A 22,291-nucleotide genomic window follows, 5' to 3' on the forward strand; every position below is an offset into this window, starting at 1 on the left:
AGTTAGTAACGGATTTTCGGGTCGATGACGGCATACAGCACATCGACGATAGCGTTAAAGAGAATGGTCAGCGCACCGACGAGAATGGTCAGACTCAGTACCAGCGAATAGTCGCGGTTAAGCGCGCCGTTAACAAACAGCTGGCCAATGCCCGGCAGGCCGTAAATGGTTTCGATAACCATCGAGCCGGTGATGATCCCGACGAATGCTGGTCCCATGTAGGAGAGCACGGGCAACAGCGCCGGTTTGAGCGCGTGGCGGAAGATAATCCGACGCATCGGCAGCCCTTTCGCGCGCGCGGTACGAATGAAGTTCGAGTGCAGCACTTCGATCATTGAACCACGGGTGATACGCGCGATACTGGCGATGTACGCCAGGGATAATGCCACCATCGGCAAAATCATGAACTTTAATGCCCCGCCGTTCCAGCCGCCGCCAGGCAGCCACTTCAGCGTAATGGCAAATATCATCACCAGTAATGGCGCGACAACGAAGCTGGGTATGACTACCCCGGTCATTGCCACCCCCATTACGGCATAATCCCATTTGGTATTTTGTCTGAGCGCGGCGATGACGCCTGCGGTGACCCCGAAAACGATCGCCAGAATGAATGCCGCAGCACCCAATTTCGCCGAAACCGGGAAGCTGGACGCCACCAGGTCGTTAACGGAATAGTCTTTATATTTAAATGACGGTCCAAAATCACCGTGGGCCAGCTGCTTCAGGTAATTGAAGTACTGGGTAGAGATAGGATCGTTTAAGTGGTATTTCGCTTCGATATTCGCCATCACTTCTGGCGGCAGCGTACGCTCACCGGTAAATGGACTTCCCGGCGCAAGGCGCATCATGAAGAAGGAAATCGTGATGAGAATAAATAGCGTTGGAATCGCTTCAAGACAGCGACGTAGGATAAATTTCAACATTGCCCGTACCTTCTGGCGTGTGCCTATATAATGTGACGTTGGTTAGACACCGTGGGGCGAGCACGCCCGCCCCACTCATTGCCATTAATGCTTGATAATATACAAGTTTTTAACGTAGATATTATCCATCGGGTCTTTACCGGTGTACCCACCTACCCACGGTTTCACCAGACGGGCGTTAACGTAGTAGTAAACCGGAACGATCGCGGAATCTTTATCCAGCTGCTGCTCAGCTTTAGAGTACAGTTCAGTACGCTGTGCTTCGTCAGTGGTTTTCAGCGTGTCGGCAATCAGCTTGTCAAACGCCGGGCTCTTATAGTGCGCGGTGTTGTTTGAGCTGTCGCTCAGCATGGTGTTCAGGAAGGAGGTCGGTTCGTTATAGTCCGCACACCAGCCGGCACGCGCCACGTCAAAGGTGCCCTGATGACGGCTGTCGAGGAAGGTCTTCCACTCCTGGTTCTCCAGCTTCACGTTCGCACCCAGGTTCTTTTTCCAGATCGAGGCGACGGCGATAGCCAGTTTTTTGTGCAGATCGGACGTGTTGTATAACAGGCTGAAGGTCAGCGGCTTATCGGCGGTATAGCCCGCTTCGGCCAGCAGTTTCTTCGCTTCTGCGTTACGCTCTTCCTGCGTCTGTTTGAACCAGTCTGGCTCGGTCAGTTTTGCGCCATCGGTGTATGGAGGGGTATAGCTGTATGCCGGCAGATCGCCCTGGTTTTTCACTTTGTTCACGATGATATCGCGATCCAGTGCCAGCTTCAGCGCAGTACGAACACGTACGTCGGTGAACGGTGCTTTCTGGTTGTTGATTTCATAGTAGTAGGTGCACAGGTACGGGTCGACGTGAACTTCTTTCGGGATCTCTTTCTTCAGCTTCTGGAACAGTTCAATCGGCATGTTGTTATAGGTCATGTCGATTTCGCCGCTGCGGTAGCGGTTGACGTCAGTCACTTCGGAAGAAATTGGCAGGTAGGTCACCTGATTAATGACGGTTTTAGCGTTGTCCCAGTATTGCGGGTTACGCTCAAGCACCATACGCTCGTTGACCACCCAGTCTTTCAGCTTATAGGCGCCGTTGGTCACGATATTGGCAGGCTGGGTCCATTTTTCACCAAATTTTTCCACCGCGGATTTTGGTACCGGGGAGACGGACGGGTGAACCAGCAGCTTATAGAAGTACGGAACAGGTTCGCTCAACGTGACTTCGAAGGTATTGGCATCGATCGCTTTAACGCCCAGATCGGTGATCGGTTTTTTGCCCGCGATGATGTCATCAATATTGGCAATATGGCCATATTGCAGGTAGCTCGCATACGGAGAGGCGGTCGTTGGATTCGCCAGACGCTGCCAGCTATAAACGAAATCTTCAGCCGTGACCGGCGTACCGTCGGACCATTTCGCATCTTTACGCAGATGGAAGGTCCAGACTTTGAAATCTTTGTTTTCCCATTTTTCTGCCACGCCCGGTGCCGGGTGGCCGTCTACGTCAGTGACCAGCAGGCCTTCGAACAGGTCGCGGTTAACGTTAGACTCAGGAACACCTTCAATTTTGTGCGGGTCAAGAGACTGAACTTCCGCACCGTTGTTACGCACCAGCGTCTGCTTCTCCGCCAGCTGAACACCTGCAGGAACGTCCGCAGCCATTGCAGCGTTTCCCGCGATTAGCGCAGTTAAAATCCCCGCCGCTACCAGATTTTTTTTTGTGATGATGGACATTGTGTTGATACTCCACTCATTATAATGACTGGCCTTCGCCAGCTGTGTAATCCCCTGTTGGGGCCTGTACAGCGCAGGAGTTTTTTTTGCTGCTGTCAGGTTCTTCTTTTACTGCTTGCTATCACCGACTTTTTTATTACTGACCGCTCGTATGGCAGTCTTGCGTCGATTCTTTACAGGCCTCCCCTGTTTGAGACCTGTTCTGGATATCCGAGATGAGAACCATATGAAAATAATTCTCATCTGATTGTTTTATGCTGCAAAATATTAGGCCGGAAAGTATCAAATGGCGTAATCGTGCGCCAATACATTTTGCAAATTTGTTAAGCAATTCTCTTTTACGGTGAGTACCGTATCGTTGAGGGCAGCCCTGCCGGACATCGAACATCACTATAAAGACATGATATTCAATAGGATAGAGAAAATTTTCTCTACAAGCGCGTCGCTGCGCTATCATCGTGTGATTTTGTACAAAAATTTAACAACTGGTTATTATTTAGCACATTCATCTAGGGGAATGTTGAAATTACTAATATCATTTCGGTTATCTCTCAGCAAGCCCCAGAGTATCATGTGAGTAAAATAACAGAGCGATCGAAGATTTTCTGCGCAGGCGGGGTAAGGCGGAATTAATAACCTATTGAAATACAAGAAATGAACATTATTAGTAGAATTTATTATGATATGTGAGCATTTCAACTTTAGTTATATGATTTGCTGATAATCACGTAAAAAAACGGAGCCGTCGCTCCGTTCTTTCATATGAAGTATTAATGCAATAATCCGGGGAAAATGCTTTTAATACCCGTTACGATGAATTCGATCCCTAACGCCATCAGCAACAGGCCCATGATACGGGTAATGACGTTGATGCCCGTCTGACCCAGCAAGCGCACCAGCCAGGGTGCCATGCGGAACACGCCCCAACAGCAGAGCGCAAAAATGGCAATAGCCACGGAAAAGCCAATCAGGTGCATCAGGCTATGATAACGCGTGCCCCAGACAATGGTTGAACTGATGGCCCCAGGACCGGCCATCAGCGGTAAGGCCAGCGGCACCACGCCAATGCTTTCGCGGATGGCGGTTTCTGACTTCTCTTGTTTATTCTGCTTATCCTCGCCCAGCTTACCGCTGATCATGGACATGGCGATGGTCACCACCAGGATCCCACCTGCAATGCGGAAAGAATCTATCGAAATCCCGAAAAGCTGGAGAATGGCGTCACCCAGAAAAAGAGAGGTGAGCAATATGATCGCCACCGACAGGTTAGCGGTGAGGTTGGTCTTATTCCTGGCCGCCGCTGTCTGGTAACTCGTCATACTAATGAAGACAGGAATGATCCCCACCGGGTTGACCAGGGCAAACAAACCAATAAAAAATTTAAAATACGTTGGAAAATCAAAGAGCGTTTGGATCACGTTTTGCTCCGCTTATACATATGCCCTGGACTGACAATTTGTCATGAGAAATCGCGCTGAAGATACCCTTTTTATCAGCATACTTCACTTGAAATCTGTACCAAAACGTTATCATTTCAGGATGTTAAACATTTGTATAATCAATGATAGTGCCGCTTCCAATACTTACGTAATTATTTAACACTGGAAAAATCAGCACGAAATAACCCTGCTGAAAGGTATCAGCTTAGGGGAAAATTGACGCAGATCATGATTTTCGTACTCAGAAGTGAGTAATCTTGGTTACACCCCCAGGGAGGCCACCTGCCAAAAAGGGATGATGCTAAGGTAAGGCTCTTTTAGTAAATTAGTGTGCTGGTGTACAAAGTAACTCTTTGTTTTATTTTGTGTTACGCAAGTGCTATCGGCTCTGTCTATACTGTGTGACGTATCGAGCGCTGGTTTACTAAAAGAGTTTAAACATTATCAGGAGAGCATTATGGCTGTTACTAATATCGCTGAACTGAACGCCCTCGTCGAGCGCGTGAAAAAAGCCCAGCGTGAATATGCCAATTTCACCCAAGAACAGGTTGATAAAATCTTCCGCGCGGCCGCACTGGCTGCTGCAGATGCTCGAATCCCTCTCGCTAAAATGGCCGTTGCCGAATCCGGCATGGGTATCGTTGAAGATAAAGTGATCAAAAACCACTTTGCTTCAGAGTATATCTACAACGCCTATAAAGATGAGAAAACCTGTGGCGTGCTGTCTGAAGACGACACCTTCGGTACTATCACCATCGCTGAACCTATCGGCATTATCTGCGGTATCGTTCCGACCACTAACCCAACGTCTACCGCTATCTTCAAATCACTGATTAGCCTGAAGACCCGTAACGCAATCATCTTCTCTCCACACCCACGTGCGAAAGACGCGACCAACAAAGCTGCAGATATCGTCCTGCAGGCCGCTATCGCTGCGGGTGCACCAAAAGACCTGATTGGCTGGATCGACCAACCTTCTGTTGAGCTCTCCAACGCGCTGATGCATCACCCGGACATTAACCTGATTCTGGCGACCGGTGGTCCAGGCATGGTTAAAGCTGCATACAGCTCCGGTAAACCGGCTATCGGTGTGGGCGCGGGTAATACCCCTGTTGTTATCGACGAAACTGCTGACATCAAACGTGCTGTCGCGTCTGTACTGATGTCTAAAACCTTCGATAACGGTGTAATCTGTGCATCTGAACAGTCTGTTGTAGTTGTGGATTCCGTATATGACGCGGTTCGCGAACGTTTCGCCAGCCACGGCGGCTACCTGCTGCAGGGCAAAGAGCTGAAAGCGGTTCAGGACATCATCCTGAAAAATGGCGCGCTGAACGCCGCTATCGTGGGTCAGCCAGCCTACAAAATTGCTGAACTCGCAGGCTTTACCGTTCCGGCAACCACCAAAATCCTGATCGGTGAAGTGAAAGTTGTTGACGAAAGCGAGCCGTTCGCACACGAAAAACTGTCTCCTACGCTTGCCATGTACCGTGCGAAAGATTTCGAAGAGGCGGTAGAGAAAGCGGAGAAGCTGGTTGCCATGGGCGGTATCGGTCACACCTCTTGTCTGTACACTGACCAGGATAACCAGCCAGAGCGTGTTGCTCACTTCGGTCAGATGATGAAAACCGCACGTATCCTGATCAACACCCCTGCTTCTCAGGGTGGTATCGGTGACCTGTACAACTTTAAACTCGCACCTTCCCTGACTCTGGGTTGTGGTTCCTGGGGTGGTAACTCCATCTCTGAAAACGTTGGTCCAAAACACCTGATCAACAAGAAAACCGTTGCTAAGCGAGCTGAAAACATGTTGTGGCACAAACTTCCGAAATCTATCTACTTCCGCCGTGGCTCTCTGCCAATCGCGCTGGATGAAGTGATTACTGATGGCCACAAACGTGCGCTCATCGTGACTGACCGTTTCCTGTTCAACAACGGCTACGCTGACCAGATCACCTCTGTGCTGAAAGCGGCTGGCGTCGAAACTGAAGTGTTCTTCGAAGTTGAAGCTGACCCAACCCTGAGCGTGGTTCGTAAAGGTGCTGAACTGGCTAACTCCTTCAAACCAGATGTGATTATCGCACTGGGTGGTGGTTCCCCAATGGACGCCGCGAAAATCATGTGGGTGATGTACGAGCATCCAGAAACTCACTTCGAAGAACTGGCGCTGCGCTTTATGGATATCCGTAAACGTATCTACAAGTTCCCGAAAATGGGCGTAAAAGCGAAAATGATCGCGGTCACCACCACTTCCGGTACCGGTTCAGAAGTCACGCCATTCGCGGTAGTAACAGACGATGCAACCGGTCAGAAATACCCACTGGCTGACTATGCGCTGACGCCAGACATGGCTATCGTTGATGCGAACCTGGTCATGGAGATGCCGAAGTCTCTGTGTGCGTTCGGTGGTCTGGATGCGGTAACTCACGCCCTGGAAGCCTACGTTTCTGTACTGGCATCTGAGTTCTCTGACGGTCAGGCTCTGCAGGCTCTGAAACTGCTGAAAGAAAACCTGCCAGCGTCCTACAACGAAGGGTCTAAAAACCCTGTAGCACGTGAACGTGTCCACAGTGCCGCAACCATCGCCGGTATCGCGTTTGCCAACGCCTTCCTGGGTGTTTGCCACTCAATGGCGCACAAACTGGGCTCACAGTTCCACATTCCTCACGGTCTGGCGAACGCCCTGCTGATCAGCAACGTTATCCGTTATAACGCTAACGACAACCCAACCAAGCAGACTGCTTTCAGCCAGTACGACCGCCCACAAGCACGTCGTCGCTATGCTGAAATCGCTGACCACCTTGGTCTGAGCGCACCGGGCGACCGTACTGCTGCCAAGATTGAGAAACTGCTGGCATGGCTGGAAAGCCTGAAAGCTGAACTGGGTATTCCTAAGTCAATCCGTGAAGCGGGCGTACAGGAAGCTGACTTCCTTGCTCACGTAGATAAGCTGTCTGAAGATGCATTCGATGACCAGTGTACTGGTGCTAACCCGCGCTACCCACTGATCTCCGAGCTGAAACAGATTCTGCTGGATACCTACTACGGTCGTGAGTTCAAAGAAGGTGACGTTGCCGCTGTGAAAACAGAAGCACCTGTCATCAAAGCTGACAAGAAAGCGAAGAAAAGCGCTTAATTGACATCAGCAGATGAAAAACCCGCCTTTATGGCGGGTTTTTTTATGTGTGAATAATAAGCCAGACGTTATTTTCTGTTGTCGTGCTGAATCGCCGTCAGCGAGCCTACAGACAGCGCTTCTTTATAATGCTTACGGCAGACCGAAACATAACGTTCATTGCCGCCTATCACCACCTGCTCACCATCTGCATAAGGTTTTCCGGCCTGGTCAAGACGAAGTACCATACTGGCTTTACGACCGCAGAAGCAGATCGTTTTCAGTTCGACAAGTTTATCCGACCAGGCGAGCAAATACTGGCTCCCTTCAAAAAGCTCGCCGCGGAAATCCGTGCGCAGGCCATAACACAGCACGGGGATATCAAGCTCATCGACTACCTCTGACAGGGCATAGACCTGTTCACGCGTCAGAAACTGGCTCTCATCGACCAGGACACAATGAATGGGCTGCGCAGCATGTTCTGCACGAATGTCTTCAAACAGATCGGTTTTCGGGTTAAACAGCCTTGCAGGCGACGAGAGCCCTATTCTGGAGCTCACCTTCCCCGCACCAAAGCGATCGTCAATTTCCGCCGTATAAACAACGGTACGCATCCCTCGCTCCTGGTAATTGTACGAGGATTGCAGCAGCGCGGTGGATTTCCCGGCATTCATTGCCGAATAGTAGAAATAAAGTTGTGCCATTGGCCGTAAAACCCTAATCAATGTGTAATATTCCCGATGAGTCATTGTACCATATTTTGTCTGGTCATCAGCGATGCAGCGCACAGAGGATGCAGTTCAGTACGGCGTTCAGTACCGTCTGTTTAACAAAATAACCCGTTAAAACATGAAGTAAACGCATTCAGCCAGACGACGAGGTTATAAGTTCAACCAAACATAACACTTCTTTTTATAGTGGAATCCGTGTTCTTTAAGATTCACTATTTATTAACTATTTCAGGCTTAACACCAGGGGTGAGAACTAATACAAAAGGCTGATATTTCTCCGCCGGAACTATAATTCCTGCGGGAAATGTCACAAAAAAAAGATGCAGGCGGCCTGTTTTAGCATGCTCAGATGATAACAACCGAGACTGCTGGGTGGCGGAATTTAAGTTAGCGTAATTAATAATAGCGGCAATATTTAGTATTTTTTGAATTCCTTACATTCCTGGCTATTGCACAACTGAATTTATGGCTCTATTATTAGGTCAACAAACCACCCCCCATTATAAGTTTGAGATTACTACAATGAGCGAAGCACTTAAAATTCTGAACAACATCCGTACTCTTCGTGCGCAGGCAAGAGAATGCACCCTCGAAACGCTTGAAGAAATGCTGGAAAAATTAGAAGTTGTAGTTAATGAACGTCGTGAAGAAGAAAGCGCTGCTGCGGCTGAAATCGAAGAACGTACTCGTAAACTGCAGCAATATCGTGAAATGCTGATTGCTGATGGTATCGATCCAAATGAATTGCTGAACAGCATGGCTGCCGCTAAAACCGGTACTAAAGCAAAGCGTGCTGCCCGTCCTGCTAAATATAGCTACGTTGATGAGAACGGCGAAACTAAAACCTGGACTGGCCAGGGTCGTACTCCTGCTGTTATCAAGAAAGCGATGGATGAGCAAGGTAAACAGCTGGACGACTTCCTGATCAAGGATTAATCGAGCCTTATTCAGAAAAATCCCGCTTATTGCGGGATTTTTTTTAACCTAAATTTGTCGCAAACATCCTCTTACACTCTGTCATAAAGCATTATTTAGCAATTTCATCGACTGTACTTTAAGACAGGTTTTCGGGAGTGTTACGGGCATAAAAAAACCGGTGGGCAACGCCTCACCGGTTTGAACATTAGCAGCGGTGGCTTATTTCTTAATACCTACGCTCTCTTTGAGCCAGGTTTTAAATTCTTCGCCGAGGGTATTGTGGCGGATACCATATTCAACAAACGCCTGCATATAACCGAGCTTATTACCGCAGTCATGGCTCTTACCTTTCATATGGTAGGCCTCAACGGTCTCTTTCTCGATCAGCATATCGATGGCATCCGTCAGCTGGATCTCATCACCCGCTCCTGGAGGCGTTTTAGCCAGCAGAGGCCAGATCTCAGCACTCAGGACATAGCGACCTACAACAGCAAGGTTTGAAGGCGCTACGTCGGCTTTAGGCTTCTCTACGACGCCAACCATTGGCACACTCTCACCCGGCTCAAGGTTAACGCCTTTGCAGTCAACCACACCGTATGCCGTTACGTCTTCAACAGGCTCAACCATAATCTGGCTGCTGCCGGTTTCGTCGAAACGCTTGATCATTTCAGCCAGGTTATCCTGAGAAAGATCGGATTCGTATTCATCCAGAATAACGTCAGGCAGAATTACCGCTACAGGCTCATCACCCACGACAGGGTGCGCGCACATAACAGCGTGGCCCAGACCTTTAGCCAGCCCCTGACGAACCTGCATAATGGTGACGTGTGGAGGGCAAATAGACTGAACTTCTTCTAACAGCTGACGCTTAACGCGCTTTTCCAGCATGGCTTCAAGTTCAAAGCTTGTATCGAAATGGTTTTCGATAGAGTTTTTAGATGAATGCGTAACCAGCACAATTTCAGTGATGCCGGCTGCGATACATTCATTCACGACATACTGGATTAATGGCTTATCAACCAGAGGCAGCATCTCTTTAGGAATCGCCTTGGTTGCTGGTAACATCCTGGTCCCCAATCCCGCTACCGGGATAACGGCCTTTCTGACTTTCGAATTTAGGGCAGCCATTCAAATTCTCCTGAGCTGTTCAAGTTTTGAACTTTTATGCAATAAATAACGCGTTGAGTATATCAGTCTCGCCCCGCAGTCCGGGTCTGAAAAGAACGCGTTGCCGATCAATTAGGATAAATACGCATGAAACCGGGCAGCGATAGTAGCACTCCCCGCAAAACACAGGTAAAGCAATCTTAAAATGACGATCCAATTGCTTATTCCGTGGACAACATTAAGCGTAGCCGCCCCCCGGCGCCCCAAATTTGGCACTGCCAGGAGGAACAGCGGTGGCTAATTTGATTAAGATACGCCGTTCCCAACGTCCCAAGCGGTACACCGTTACTCACCTGAATATGATGTTCACCGGTATTCAGTGATGCATTGAGACCGGCTGAAACGAGGATCAGATTTTTTAAACCGCTGTGGTAATAGCCGACCAATAGCGGAAACTGTCCAGGCAAATTGGCCTGACGAAAAAGCTGGTTTACCTGTTTGAGTAAACTGCCTAACTCCGGCAACCGTTGTCCCTGATGGGATAACTGCTCCTGCAACAAACCATTAAATAGCGCACGAAGAAGCAACGCCGCTAATACACCGTTATCCCCCGCCCGGGTGACATCCAGGGAATAAAACGCAAGGTCAGAGTCAGACAGTGGCGCAATATCCAGCACCAGTCCAGGCTGGTCAGCGGCCACCAGCTGCCGATAATTTACGCGACAGTGGGAAATAGTTTGCTGGACGGGCGGCTGGAGCTCTTGCAACAGTTTCGCCGCAGCAGGCGGATTACTCACCAGAGCGTCCCAGTCCTGGAAAAGACGTTCCTCTTCCTCAACCCGGGAATTAAACATATTCGGATAAAGGCACGCTAAGACCGTTTCTCGCAGCCGGTTCAAATCTTTAACCGGTTTAAGCAGAATATCCTGTACCCCTAGACGTAATGCTTTTGCGATATCCGCCATGTTTTCGGTGGCAGAGATGACCAGAATCGGCGTCTGATTGCCTTCGTTACGCAGATGCTCAACCAGCTTCAGTCCATTCATGCGCGGCATCGCAATGTCGCAAATCATCAAATCGGGCGTAATGCTGATCATTTTTTCCAGGGCGTCGATGCCATCTTCAGCCAGTGACGTCATTGCGCCCAGCGAGGATAACCACGAATCCAGTAGCGATCGGAAAACGGGCTCGTCTTCAACAATCAAAATGTGTTTTCCGGCCAATGGCTGCGTCATGGTTCCTCCCCTGGCTGACAGTAACTAAATAGTGGCATGCAATCGGCACTATCGCCTGTCAGATTTTGCTGAAGTAGTCAAAAAAAGGTGCTTAACGTGCGGTTTGCACAAAAGGCAACAATTCGTCCATTTTCTTTTCGACGGCTAACGAGCCCGCTGCGATGGCGGCCTCAGCCCGATGGAAATCAAGAGTAGAGATTTGCGGACAGTACGGCTGAATAAGAATATCCGGAGGATCGCCTGCCATACGGTTACGTTTAAGGCGATTCTCGAGTACCTGAATTGACGTGGTCATGATTTCTATCGCCGTCGGCGCAGCAACCGAACGACGTGCAGTCATACGCCCGATTCTTCCGCGCAGGCGCTCGTGCCAGGCCAGTTTCTCGCCCTCAGCATCTTCGCTCTGGAGGTTGACCGGCATGAGATCCTGTTGCATCAGGTGGGCGTCGTGCTGCAGGTCGACGGCAATCACGATGTCAGCACCCATTGCACGCGTCAGAGAGATGGGAACCGGGTTAACGACGCCACCATCGACAAGCCAGTAACCGTTGTGTGGGACAGGCGCCATGAGTCCCGGCATACTGCAGGAGGCACGCACGGCAAGATGGATATCCCCTTCGGTTAGCCAGAGTTCGCGACCTGTACTGAGGTTCGTCGCGACGGCGCCGAAAGGCATCTGACAATCAGTGAAGTCTTCGAGGGGCATAACCTGGCGGAACTGGTAAAGACGCGTTCGCCGCGCAGCAGTCCACCACGCTGCCAGGAGAGGTCCATCAGACGCAGCACGTCCCAGTAGCTGAAGGAGCGCACCCACGTCTCGAGCTCCGGAAGCTTCCCGCACGCGTAAGCGGAGCCGACAAGCGATCCGATTGAGCACCCTGCAACAATATCGACAGTAATGCCCATCTGATTTAAGGCATTAATCACGCCGATGTGTGACCATCCCCGGGCGGCACCTGAACCCAGCGCCAGCCCAATTTTAACCTTTCTCATTAGTCCTGTTTTACGTCCCCTGGATTCCTGACATGGCATCAACGCAACGCCTCAGTTAACATAGTGCTACCCGAAGCGTTTTACGCCTTTATTTTTTGTTCCAGGAAGAGAATCGTGTCTCAACTCTGCCCTTGTGGTAGCGCTCTGGAGTATAGCCTATGTTGCCAGCGATATCTTTCTGGCGATCAGGTTGCACCAGACCCGTCACACCTTATGCGTTCACGGTACACTGCTTTTGTGATCAAAGACGCAGACTACCTGATTAAAACCTGGCATCCATCCTGCCACGCAGCCGATTTCAAACAGGACATCGAAGCCGGGTTTGCGAACACGCAGTGGCTCGGCCTCACCGTCTATGAATCCTCTCCAGGCAGTCATGAAGATGAAGGTTACGTCAGCTTTGTTGCCCGTTTTACCGAGAACGCTAAGCCTGGCGCCATTATCGAGCGTTCCCGGTTCTTAAAGGAAGGCGGGCAATGGTATTATATTGACGGAACGCGTCCACAGTTTGGTCGTAACGATCCCTGCCCGTGTGGTTCAGGTAGAAAATTTAAAAAGTGTTGCGGGCAGTAATGCCTGACAACCCAGACTTCGCAAATACAAACAGGATTTCCCGGCGATGCAATCATTACAACGTAAAGTTCTGCGCACCATCTGTCCCGATCAAAAAGGGCTGATCGCACGAATTACCAACATTTGCTACAAGCATGAACTGAATATCGTGCAGAACAACGAGTTCGTTGACCACCGTACCGGCCGCTTCTTCATGCGTACCGAACTGGAAGGTATTTTCAACGACACCACGCTGCTGGCCGATCTGGACAGCGCGCTTCCGGAAGGTTCCGTGCGCGAGCTGACCCCTGCGGGCCGACGCCGCATCGTGATCCTGGTGACCAAAGAAGCACATTGTCTGGGCGACCTGCTGATGAAAGCCAACTACGGCGGTCTGGATGTCGAAATTGCGGCTGTTATTGGTAACCACGAGACGTTGCGCTCGCTGGTCGAGCGTTTTGATATTCCGTTCGAGCTGGTTAGCCATGAAGGCCTTACGCGTGAAGAGCACGACGATCTGATGGCGCAGGCCATTGAAGCGCATAACCCGGACTACGTGGTGCTGGCGAAATACATGCGCGTGTTAACGCCGTCTTTCGTGGCGCGTTTCCCGAACAAGATCATCAACATCCACCACTCGTTCCTGCCGGCCTTTATTGGTGCGCGTCCATACCACCAGGCCTACGAGCGCGGCGTGAAGATCATCGGCGCGACAGCCCACTACGTGAATGACAATCTGGACGAAGGTCCCATCATCATGCAGGACGTGATTCATGTGGATCACACTTACACCGCTGAGGACATGATGCGTGCAGGGCGTGACGTTGAGAAGAATGTGTTAAGCCGCGCGCTGTATCAGGTACTGGCCCAGCGTGTCTTCGTTTACGGCAACAGAACCATCATTCTTTAATCTTTCGGAAAATGAATTGATTAGCTTTGCGCCTTTACGGATAAAAAGCAGGCAAACAACTTCATTTCCCTAAAGGAAAGCTTTACAGGGGCGTCTCATTTGATATGATGCGCCCCGCTTCCAGCAGGAAGCAGGCCAGTAAAAAAGCATTACCCCGTGGTGGGGTTCCCGAGCGGCCAAAGGGAGCAGACTGTAAATCTGCCGTCATCGACTTCGAAGGTTCGAATCCTTCCCCCACCACCATCACTTTCAAATAACTCCAAATCTCCTGTTCGCACCGGGCATCATGCATTTCCGTAACGGGGAAGGAAGAGAAGCTTCGACTAAGGTTCGATCCGAGCGCAGCGAGAAAGCGTTGCCGAAGGCAACGACCCGAAGGGCGAGGCGCAACGCGCCGGGTCATCCTTCCCCAACATAAAAAAACCGAGTCCGCCCTTGTAGGCCGGGTAAGGCGCAGCCGCCACCCGGCGACAGAAACCTACATCGGAGGCAAGCGACGCCTGACCGGCGAACTCTTCACAATCGACGTATTACACTGGGCATGTTCCGCCAGGCCGTCCAGCAGCGCATCAAGCTGTTCGATTGACCGCACCACCAGCCTGATGACGAAGCAGTCCTCCCCGGTGACTTTGTCGCTCTCAATACACTCCGGCATCGCCTGAATATACTTATCCACCTTATGCAACAGCCCTGGCAACGGCCGTACGCGCACCAGCGCCTGCAGCGTATACCCCAGCGCCGCCAGATTCACCCGTGCACCATAACCCTGAATCACACCGCGCTCTTCCAGCCGCTTCAGGCGCTCTGCCGTACTGGGGGACGTCAGACCGATGCGGCCGCTGAGCACCTTCAACGACATGCGCGCATCCTCAACCAGGCAGGTTAAAATTTGTCGGTCGATATCATCGATAAGGCATTCCATTCGTTTCACCTAATTTTAAAAAGTCATTTACCTTTTCAACCTTATCTCACCCCTGTAAAACCCGACAGCGATTTTCGACAATAGCGTCATTAATCAGGAGGTGGATGATGCGTGATTTCCATAAAGGCGTCTGGCAAATGAGCCTGGCGATGTTAATTTCCGGCTCTATCGGCGCGTTTGTTTTGCTCTCCGGTCTGCCGGTGACGGAAGTGGTGTTCTGGCGCTGTCTTATCGGGGCTATGGCGCTTTTTATTTTTATCCGGGCAAGTCAAAAGCCCTTCAGCCCCCTCACCCGCACCACGCTGCTGCTGGCTATTCTCGGCGGCGTGGCGCTCGTGGTGAACTGGCTGCTGCTCTTCGCGGCCTATGAGCGCATCTCAATTGGTCTTTCAACCGTGGTCTATAACACCCAGCCTTTTATGCTGGTCTTGATGGGGATGTTTCTGGGCGAACGCGTCAGCCTGGTGAAATGGGGCTGGCTATTCCTCGCCTTTGGCGGCGTGGTGATCCTGCTCTCCAGCGAGCTGACCGGCGCGCATGGCAGCGAATGGCTCACCGGAATAGGTTTGGCCATGGCCGCGGCCTTCTTCTACGCGCTGACGGCAATCATTGCGCGCAAACTGAAAACAATCGCACCGCAGCATATTGCCTTTATCCAGGTGCTGACCGGCGTCGTGATGCTTTTGCCGTTTGCCAGCCTGCCGTCATTTTCCGGCGATTTCCCCTGGCCGATGCTGCTGACGCTCGGCATTGTCCATACCGGCATTATGTACCAGCTGCTCTACAGCGCAATTCAGAAGCTGCCTACGCCCATCACCGGCTCCCTGTCGTTTATCTATCCGGTGGTGGCAATTGTTGTCGATAATCTGGTGTTCGGACACGCGCTTAACCTGACGCAGCTGGCGGGCGGTGCGCTGATCCTGTTTGCTGCCGCAGGCAACAACCTGGGCTGGGGTGAAAAAAAACCCCGCGAGCGCGGGGTTAGTATCAAAACGGCGAATTAGCGACGGGCGCGTACAATCTGGTATTTGCGCGTCAGGTACTCCACCGGCGCGCTCCAGATGTGGACCAGGCGGGAGAACGGGAACAGCACAAACAGCGTCATCCCCAGCACCAGGTGAACGCGGAAGATAAACGCCACGCCGTCCAGGTGCTCAGATGCTCCGCCGTGGAAGGTCACCACGGACTGCGCCCAGCCGACCAGCTTCATCATTTCGCTTCCGTCCATATGCTGCGCCGAGAACGGAATGGTCAGCAGACCCAGCGCGCACTGTACCATCAGCAGGGAGAGGATCAGGATATCCGCTGCGGTTGTGGTCGCACGCACACGCGGGGTGAACAGACGACGCTTGAGCAGCAGCAGGCCGCCAACAAGGGTCATCACGCCGCAGGCACCGCCCGCGATCATCGCCATCTTCTGCTTCACCTCAATCGGCAGCCACGCTTCATACATCCAGTGCGGCGTCAGCATCCCGAGGAAGTGACCGGCAAAAATGCCCAGAATCCCGATGTGGAACAGGTTAGACGCCACGTGCATCCCCTTGCGGTCCAGCATCTGGCTGGAGGCGGCACGCCAGGTGTACTGGCCATAATCGTAACGCAGCCAGCTTCCCACCAGGAACACGGTGCCCGCGATATACGGGTAAATGTCAAAGAAGAACATATTCAGGAAGTGCATTAGTGCCGTCCTCCGTTAGAGATTTTCAAATATTGCGGGGCAACCGCGCCGGCAAAACGGCGCTGGTGAGCAGCGATTTCAGACTCGCCGCAGTTCTGGTCAGCAAAGAATTTGACCTGCTCTTCTTCCCAGACCGCATCCAGCGCCTGTGGCGTATCGTCACGGGCCTCATCGGCGATTTTCTCCGCCACTTTTTCACTGTCGACAGAGGCGTTGGCGAGCTTCACCAGCAGTTCGAACAGCACCGCGTAGCGGCTCTCACGTTGCTGAAGACGCGCGCCGAGCAGCGCCAGGATCGGCGCGATGTCCTGCAGACCGCCCAGCGCCTCTTCTTTTGGCAGCTGCGCCAGATATTCCAGATAGAGCGGCAGGTGATCCGGCAGCTCGCGGCTGTCGAGCTGCAGGCCGTGCTGCTCGTACTGTGCCATCAGGTCAACCATCGCCTGACCGCGGTCGCGGGATTCACCGTGAACGTGTTCGAACAGCAGCAGCGAGGTCGCACGCCCCCGATCAAACAGCTGACTGTAGTCCGCCTGCGCATCAAGAAGATCGCGCGCCAGCAGGTCACGGAGGAAAACGCCAAGCCGCTGGGCATCTTCTTTATCCAGGTTTTCAGATGCCGCAAGCGCATCAAAAAGTTCCTGCTGGTGCTGCGCCAGCGCAGCATCCGGGTACTCGAGCAGACGCGAAACAATGACGAGTTCAATCATGAGTGCGGCTCCGTTTTACTGGTCACATCCATGGCGTCGATGCGGCGGCTGTTGGACAGGTTGAATTTGCTGTCTGACCCGTGGCAGCCGTCGCCAAAGGTAAAGCCACAGCCGTTTTTCTCCGGGAAGGCCTCGCGGGCCAGCTCACGGTGGCTGCTCGGCACCACGAAACGGTCTTCGTAGTTGGCTATCGCCAGATAGCGGTACATTTCCTGCGCCTGCGCTTCGGTCAGACCGACCTCTTCCAGCGCGCGGGTGTCGGTTACGCCGTCCACGGTTTCGGCACGCTTGAAGTGGCGCATCGCCAGCATACGCTTCAGCGCCAGCAGTACGGGCTGGGTATCCCCTGCGGTCAGCAGGTTGGCCAGGTACTGAACCGGAATACGAAGGCTCTCCACATCCGGCAGAATGCCGTTGCTGCCCAGCTCACCCGCGTCAGCGGCAGACTGAATCGGCGACAGCGGCGGCACGTACCAGACCATCGGCAGCGTGCGGTATTCCGGATGCAGCGGCAGGGCCAGCTTCCAGTCCATCGCCATTTTGTACACCGGAGACTGCTGCGCGGCGTCGATTACGCTCTGCGGAATGCCGTCTTTCAGCGCCTGCTCAATCACTTTCGGATCGTTCGGGTCGAGGAACACGTCCAGCTGACGCTGATACAGATCCTTCTCGTTCTCGGTGCTCGCGGCGTTTTCAATCGCGTCCGCGTCGTACAGCAGCACGCCGAGGTAGCGAATACGGCCTACGCAGCTTTCGGAACAGACGGTCGGCATACCGGCTTCGATACGCGGGTAGCAGAAGATGCACTTCTCGGACTTGCCGCTCTTCCAGTTGAAGTAGATCTTTTTGTACGGGCAGCCGGTGATGCACATGCGCCAGCCGCGGCACTTGTCCTGGTCGATCAGCACGATCCCGTCTTCTTCACGCTTGTAGATGGCGCCGCTCGGGCAGGTCGCCACGCACGCCGGGTTAAGGCAGTGCTCGCACAGGCGCGGCAGATACATCATGAAGGTGTTTTCGAACTGGCCGTACATCGCCTTCTGCATGTTCTCGAAGTTCTGGTCTTTGGCGCGTTTTTCGAACTCGCCGCCCAGAATCTCCTCCCAGTTTGGACCGCTGGTAATTTTGTCCATGCGCTGACCGGTGATCAACGAGCGGGGACGGGCGATCGGCTGGTGTTTACCTTCCGGCGCGTTGTGCAGATTCTGGTAGTCGTAGTCAAACGGCTCGTAGTAATCCTCGATGCCCGGCAGGTGCGGGTTAGCAAAGATTTTTCCCAGAAGCCAAGCGCGGTTACCCATGCGCGGCTGCAGCTTGCCGTTGATTTTGCGGATCCAGCCGCCCTTCCACTTCTCCTGGTTTTCCCAGTCGGTCGGGAAGCCGGTGCCCGGCTTGCTTTCCACGTTGTTGAACCAGGCGTATTCCATACCTTCGCGGCTGGTCCAGACATTTTTACAGGTGACCGAGCAGGTATGGCAGCCGATGCATTTATCCAGATTCAGCACCATGCCGACTTGTGAACGAATTTTCATTTTACGCTCTCCTGTACCTGGTCATTACCTTCGCCGTCTAACCAGTTAATATTCTTCATCTTACGTACCACCACGAACTCATCGCGGTTCGATCCTACGGTGCCGTAGTAGTTAAAGCCGTAGGCCAGCTGGGCATAGCCACCAATCATATGGGTCGGCTTCGGCGTAATGCGGGTCACGGAGTTGTGGATCCCGCCGCGCTGCTCGGTGATCTCTGACCCCGGCAGGTTCACGATACGTTCCTGCGCATGGTACATCATGGTCATCCCGGCCGGTACGCGCTGGCTCACCACCGCACGCGCCGTCAGGGCACCGTTGCTGTTGAACACTTCGATCCAGTCGTTATCTTCAATACCCAGATCTTTGGCATCCGTTTCGCTCATCCAGACAATCGGACCGCCGCGCGACAGGGTCAGCATCAGCAGGTTGTCGCTGTAGGTGGAGTGGATCCCCCACTTCTGGTGCGGCGTCAGGAAGTTCAGCGCCTTCTCCGGGTTACCGTTGGATTTTGCGCCCATCACCGCTTTCACGGAGCGGGTGTCGATAGGCGGACGGTACACCAGCAGGCTTTCACCGAAGTCGCGCATCCACTGGTGGTCCTGATACAGCGACTGGCGGCCGGACAGGGTGCGCCATGGGATCAGCTCGTGAACGTTGGTGTAGCCCGCGTTATAGGACACATGCTCGTCTTCCAGACCTGACCAGGTCGGGCTGGAGATAATCTTGCGCGGCTGGGCCTGAATATCGCGGAAGCGGATTTTCTCTTCCTCTTTATTCGTCGCCAGATGCGTATGGTCGCGACCGGTGAACGCGCTCAGCGCCGCCCAGGCCTTCACCGCGACGTGGCCGTTGGTTTCCGGGGCCAGGGTCAGGATCATCTCTGCCGCATCAATCGCCGTGTTCAGCATGGGCTGGCCTTTCGCCGGGCCGTCCGCTTTGGTGTAGTTGAGCTTGCGCAGCAGATCCATTTCGCTCTGGGTGTTCCAGGCGATGCCTTTGCCGCCGTTACCGATTTTCTCCATCAGCGGGCCGATAGAGGTAAAGCGCTCGTAGGTTGCCGGGTAGTCACGTTCAACCGGAATGATGTGCGGTGCGGTCACGCCCGGGATCAGGTCGCATTCGCCTTTTTTCCAGTCCTTCACGTCCAGCGGCTGCGCCAGTTCGGCAGCGGAGTCGTGCTGGATGGGCAGCGTTACCACGTCGGTCTCTTTGCCGAGGTGCCCCACGCAGACTTCGGAGAAGGTCTTCGCGATGTCTTTGTAGATTTCCCAGTCGCTTTTTGATTCCCACGCCGGGTCAACGGCCGCAGACAGCGGATGAATAAACGGATGCATATCCGAGGTATTCATGTCGTCTTTTTCGTACCAGGTGGCGGTAGGCAGCACGATGTCGGAGTAAAGGCAGGTGCTGGACAGACGGAAGTCGAGGGTCACCACCAGATCCAGCTTGCCGTCGAGACCGTTGTCTTTCCACTCCACCTCTTCCGGCTTCACGCCGCCCTGCTTGCCGAGATCTTTCCCCTGGATACCGTTTTCGGTACCGAGCAGGTACTTCAGCATGTACTCGTGGCCTTTACCGGACGAGCCCAGCAGGTTGGAGCGCCAGATGAACAGGTTGCGCGGGTGGTTTTTACCGTTTTCCGGCTGTTCTGCCGCAAAGCGGATTGAGCCATCCTTCAGGGATTGCACGGTGTAATCCACCGGTGACATGCCCGCTTTCTTCGCCGCTTCCGCAATGCGCAGCGGGTTAGTGCCCAACTGCGGCGCCGACGGCAGCCAGCCCATGCGCTCGGCGCGGACGTTGAAGTCAATCAGATGGCCGCTGTAGCGGGATTTATCCGCCATCGGCGACAGCAGCTCCTGTGCGGTGACCGTCTCGTAACGCCACTGGCTGGAGTGGTTATAGAAGTAGGAGGTGCTGTTCATGTGGCGTGCCGGACGCTGCCAGTCAAGGGCAAACGCCAGCGGCTGCCAGCCGGTCTGCGGACGCAGTTTTTCCTGACCCACGTAGTGCGCCCAGCCGCCGCCGCTCTGGCCGACGCAGCCGCAGAAGATCAGCATGTTGATCAGACCACGGTAGTTCATATCGAGGTGATACCAGTGGTTAAGACCCGCACCGACGATGATCATGGAACGACCGTGGGTCTTATCGGCGTTTTCCGCAAACTCTCGGGCGATACGCACGATCTGCGCGCGTGGAACGCCGGTGATCTGCTCCGCCCATGCCGGGGTATAAGCCTTCACGTCGTCATAGCCGGTTGCGCAGTTTTCATCACCCAGACCGCGTTCCAGGCCGTAGTTAGCCATGGTCAGGTCATAGACGGTGGTGACCAGCGCGGTAGTCCCGTCGGCCAGCTGCAGGCGTTTCACCGGCAGCTTGTGCATCAGCACGTTTTTCAGCTCAACCTTGTTGAAGTGCTCGGAACCTTCGCCGCCAAAGTACGGGAAGCCCACATCAGCAATCTCGTCCTGGCTACCCAGCATGCTCAGACGCAGTTCCGTCTCTTCACCGGTCGTGCCGTTACGCTGCTCAAGGTTCCACTTGCCCTTCTCGCCCCAGCGGAAGCCGATAGAGCCGTTTGGCGCCACCAGCTCACCGTTGCTGTTATAGGCGACGGTTTTCCACTCTGGGTTATTTTCCTGGCCCAGCGCGTCCACCAGATCGGCGGCGCGCAGCGTACGGCCTGCGGCGTAGTAGCCGTCACGCTCTTCGAGCATCACCAGCATCGGCATGTCGGTGTAGCGGCGGACGTAGTCGGTGAAGTACTGGCTTGGCTTATCAAGATGGAACTCACGCAGCATGACGTGGCCCATCGCCATCGCCATCGCGGCATCGGTACCCTGTTTCGGTGCCAGCCACAGGTCGCACAGCTTGGCGATTTCGGCGTAGTCCGGGGTCACCGCCACGGTTTTGGTGCCTTTGTAACGGACTTCGGTAAAGAAGTGCGCGTCCGGCGTACGGGTCTGCGGCACGTTTGAGCCCCAGGCGATGATGTAGCTGGAGTTGTACCAGTCGGCGGACTCCGGCACGTCGGTCTGTTCGCCCCAGGTCTGTGGAGACGCTGGCGGCAGGTCGCAGTACCAGTCGTAGAAGCTCAGGCAGGTACCGCCGATTAAGGAGAGATAGCGCGCGCCGGAAGCGTAAGAGACCATCGACATCGCCGGGATTGGCGAGAAGCCTGCCACGCGGTCAGGACCGTAGGTTTTCACGGTGTAGACGTTGGAGGCGGCAATCAGCTCGTTCACCTCTTTCCAGGAAGAGCGAACGAAACCACCGCGACCACGCGCCTGCTTGAAGCTTTTCGCTTTGTCGGCGTCCTCGATGATGGATGCCCACGCATCAACCGGATCGCTGTGCTGCACTTTCGCTTCACGCCACATTTTCATCAGGCGTTTACGCATCAGCGGGTATTTGAGACGGTTGGCGCTGTAGAGATACCAGGAGTAGCTGGCGCCGCGCGGGCAGCCGCGCGGTTCATGGTTCGGCATATCCGGACGGGTGCGCGGGTAGTCGGTCTGCTGCATTTCCCACGTCACCAGACCGTTTTTAACGAAAATCTTCCAGCTACATGAGCCAGTGCAGTTTACGCCGTGGGTAGAACGGACGACTTTGTCATGCTGCCAGCGCTGGCGGTAACCGTCTTCCCAGTCCCGGTTGGTATCCAGAACCTGGCCGTGCCCATCGGCAAACGTTTCGCCCTTCTGCTTGAAGTAGCGAAACCGGTCCAAAAACTTGCTCATCGGGTATCTCCTGTATGGAGCCTGTGGCTCTCTAAATCGACATTGCTGATTTGCAGCGAAGGTAACGCCC

Annotated in this window: 16 protein-coding genes, 1 tRNA gene, 1 other RNA gene and 1 pseudogene; 7 read left to right on the forward strand and 12 right to left on the reverse strand. The window is 53.5% G+C overall.

Going from position 1 to position 22,291, the window contains the following annotated elements; all coding sequences use genetic code 11:
- Nucleotides 1–2: 2 nt before the first annotated feature.
- The 3 genes from oppB to C6A40_RS10405 all read right to left on the reverse strand — a co-directional run bounded on the left by oppB (nt 3) and on the right by C6A40_RS10405 (nt 4,057).
- Nucleotides 3–923: an oligopeptide ABC transporter permease OppB gene (oppB, locus tag C6A40_RS10395; protein ID WP_008502786.1), complete on the reverse strand. Its 921-nt coding sequence runs from the start codon at nt 921–923 to the stop codon at nt 3–5.
- Nucleotides 924–1,007: 84 nt separating this feature from the next.
- Entirely contained in the window at nt 1,008–2,639 is a 1,632-nt protein-coding gene (oppA, locus tag C6A40_RS10400) for an oligopeptide ABC transporter substrate-binding protein OppA (RefSeq protein WP_023344347.1), read from the reverse strand.
- A gap of 770 nt (nt 2,640–3,409) precedes the next feature.
- Nucleotides 3,410–4,057 (reverse strand): YchE family NAAT transporter, encoded by a 648-nt coding sequence (locus tag C6A40_RS10405; protein WP_021240330.1) that lies wholly within the window; start codon nt 4,055–4,057, stop codon nt 3,410–3,412.
- Nucleotides 4,058–4,535: 478 nt separating this feature from the next.
- On the opposite strand from C6A40_RS10405, the gene adhE reads away from it, so the two are divergent.
- A complete protein-coding gene (gene adhE, locus C6A40_RS10410; protein WP_021240331.1) occupies nt 4,536–7,214 on the forward strand; it encodes a bifunctional acetaldehyde-CoA/alcohol dehydrogenase in 2,679 nt (892 codons plus the stop codon).
- Between the two features lie 68 nt (nt 7,215–7,282).
- On the opposite strand, the gene tdk is transcribed toward adhE, so the two are convergent.
- A complete protein-coding gene (gene tdk / locus C6A40_RS10415) occupies nt 7,283–7,897 on the reverse strand; it encodes a thymidine kinase (RefSeq protein ID WP_045334896.1) in 615 nt (204 codons plus the stop codon).
- A 549-nt stretch (nt 7,898–8,446) separates the two neighbouring features.
- On the opposite strand from tdk, the gene hns reads away from it, so the two are divergent.
- The gene (gene hns / locus C6A40_RS10420) at nt 8,447–8,860 is read left to right on the forward strand and encodes a histone-like nucleoid-structuring protein H-NS (protein ID WP_008502781.1); all 414 of its coding nucleotides are present in this window, start codon (nt 8,447–8,449) and stop codon (nt 8,858–8,860) included.
- Nucleotides 8,861–9,061: 201 nt separating this feature from the next.
- On the opposite strand, the gene galU is transcribed toward hns, so the two are convergent.
- The 3 genes and pseudogenes from galU to rssA form a co-directional block, all read right to left on the reverse strand.
- A complete protein-coding gene (gene galU, locus C6A40_RS10425; protein WP_008502780.1) occupies nt 9,062–9,970 on the reverse strand; it encodes a UTP--glucose-1-phosphate uridylyltransferase GalU in 909 nt (302 codons plus the stop codon).
- A 200-nt stretch (nt 9,971–10,170) separates the two neighbouring features.
- A complete protein-coding gene (gene rssB, locus C6A40_RS10430) occupies nt 10,171–11,184 on the reverse strand; it encodes a two-component system response regulator RssB (protein ID WP_021240333.1) in 1,014 nt (337 codons plus the stop codon).
- A 91-nt stretch (nt 11,185–11,275) separates the two neighbouring features.
- Nucleotides 11,276–12,177: pseudogene (gene rssA / locus C6A40_RS10435) on the reverse strand (patatin-like phospholipase RssA).
- A gap of 114 nt (nt 12,178–12,291) precedes the next feature.
- Here rssA and C6A40_RS10440 point away from each other — a divergent pair.
- The 4 genes from C6A40_RS10440 (at nt 12,292) to C6A40_RS10455 (ending at nt 14,058) form a co-directional block, all read left to right on the forward strand.
- Nucleotides 12,292–12,750, forward strand: coding sequence for a YchJ family protein (locus C6A40_RS10440; RefSeq protein ID WP_045334899.1), 459 nt, complete (start codon nt 12,292–12,294; stop codon nt 12,748–12,750).
- 46 nt (nt 12,751–12,796) lie between these two features.
- On the forward strand, nt 12,797–13,639 hold the full coding sequence (gene purU / locus C6A40_RS10445; protein WP_045334901.1) for a formyltetrahydrofolate deformylase: 843 nt from the start codon (nt 12,797–12,799) through the stop codon (nt 13,637–13,639).
- Between the two features lie 158 nt (nt 13,640–13,797).
- Nucleotides 13,798–13,882: transfer RNA gene (locus C6A40_RS10450), tRNA-Tyr, on the forward strand.
- A gap of 45 nt (nt 13,883–13,927) precedes the next feature.
- Nucleotides 13,928–14,058: non-coding RNA, RtT sRNA (locus C6A40_RS10455), on the forward strand.
- Between the two features lie 59 nt (nt 14,059–14,117).
- On the opposite strand, the gene C6A40_RS10460 is transcribed toward C6A40_RS10455, so the two are convergent.
- Nucleotides 14,118–14,561, reverse strand: coding sequence for an Lrp/AsnC family transcriptional regulator (locus tag C6A40_RS10460; RefSeq protein ID WP_032663340.1), 444 nt, complete (start codon nt 14,559–14,561; stop codon nt 14,118–14,120).
- Nucleotides 14,562–14,668: 107 nt separating this feature from the next.
- Between C6A40_RS10460 and C6A40_RS10465 the strand changes: the two genes are divergently transcribed.
- Nucleotides 14,669–15,565 (forward strand): DMT family transporter, encoded by an 897-nt coding sequence (locus C6A40_RS10465; RefSeq protein WP_045334903.1) that lies wholly within the window; start codon nt 14,669–14,671, stop codon nt 15,563–15,565.
- Here C6A40_RS10465 and narI read toward each other — a convergent pair.
- The 4 genes from narI to C6A40_RS10485 are packed head-to-tail and all read right to left on the reverse strand — an operon-like array spanning nt 15,562 to nt 22,221.
- Nucleotides 15,562–16,239 (reverse strand): respiratory nitrate reductase subunit gamma, encoded by a 678-nt coding sequence (gene narI / locus C6A40_RS10470; RefSeq protein WP_045334905.1) that lies wholly within the window; start codon nt 16,237–16,239, stop codon nt 15,562–15,564. The genes C6A40_RS10465 and narI overlap by 4 nt on opposite strands.
- Nucleotides 16,239–16,949: a nitrate reductase molybdenum cofactor assembly chaperone gene (gene narJ / locus C6A40_RS10475; RefSeq protein ID WP_045334906.1), complete on the reverse strand. Its 711-nt coding sequence runs from the start codon at nt 16,947–16,949 to the stop codon at nt 16,239–16,241. Before narJ ends, narI begins: the two co-directional genes overlap by 1 nt.
- Nucleotides 16,946–18,481 (reverse strand): nitrate reductase subunit beta, encoded by a 1,536-nt coding sequence (narH, locus tag C6A40_RS10480; protein ID WP_114191277.1) that lies wholly within the window; start codon nt 18,479–18,481, stop codon nt 16,946–16,948. The genes narJ and narH overlap by 4 nt, the downstream gene beginning before the upstream one ends.
- Nucleotides 18,478–22,221: a nitrate reductase subunit alpha gene (locus tag C6A40_RS10485; protein ID WP_045334908.1), complete on the reverse strand. Its 3,744-nt coding sequence runs from the start codon at nt 22,219–22,221 to the stop codon at nt 18,478–18,480. The genes narH and C6A40_RS10485 overlap by 4 nt, the downstream gene beginning before the upstream one ends.
- Nucleotides 22,222–22,291 lie beyond the last annotated feature (70 nt).

The sequence above is a fragment of the Enterobacter sp. GER_MD16_1505_Eko_090 genome (genome assembly GCF_003331015.1).
Classification (GTDB): Bacteria; Pseudomonadota; Gammaproteobacteria; order Enterobacterales; family Enterobacteriaceae; genus Enterobacter; species Enterobacter roggenkampii.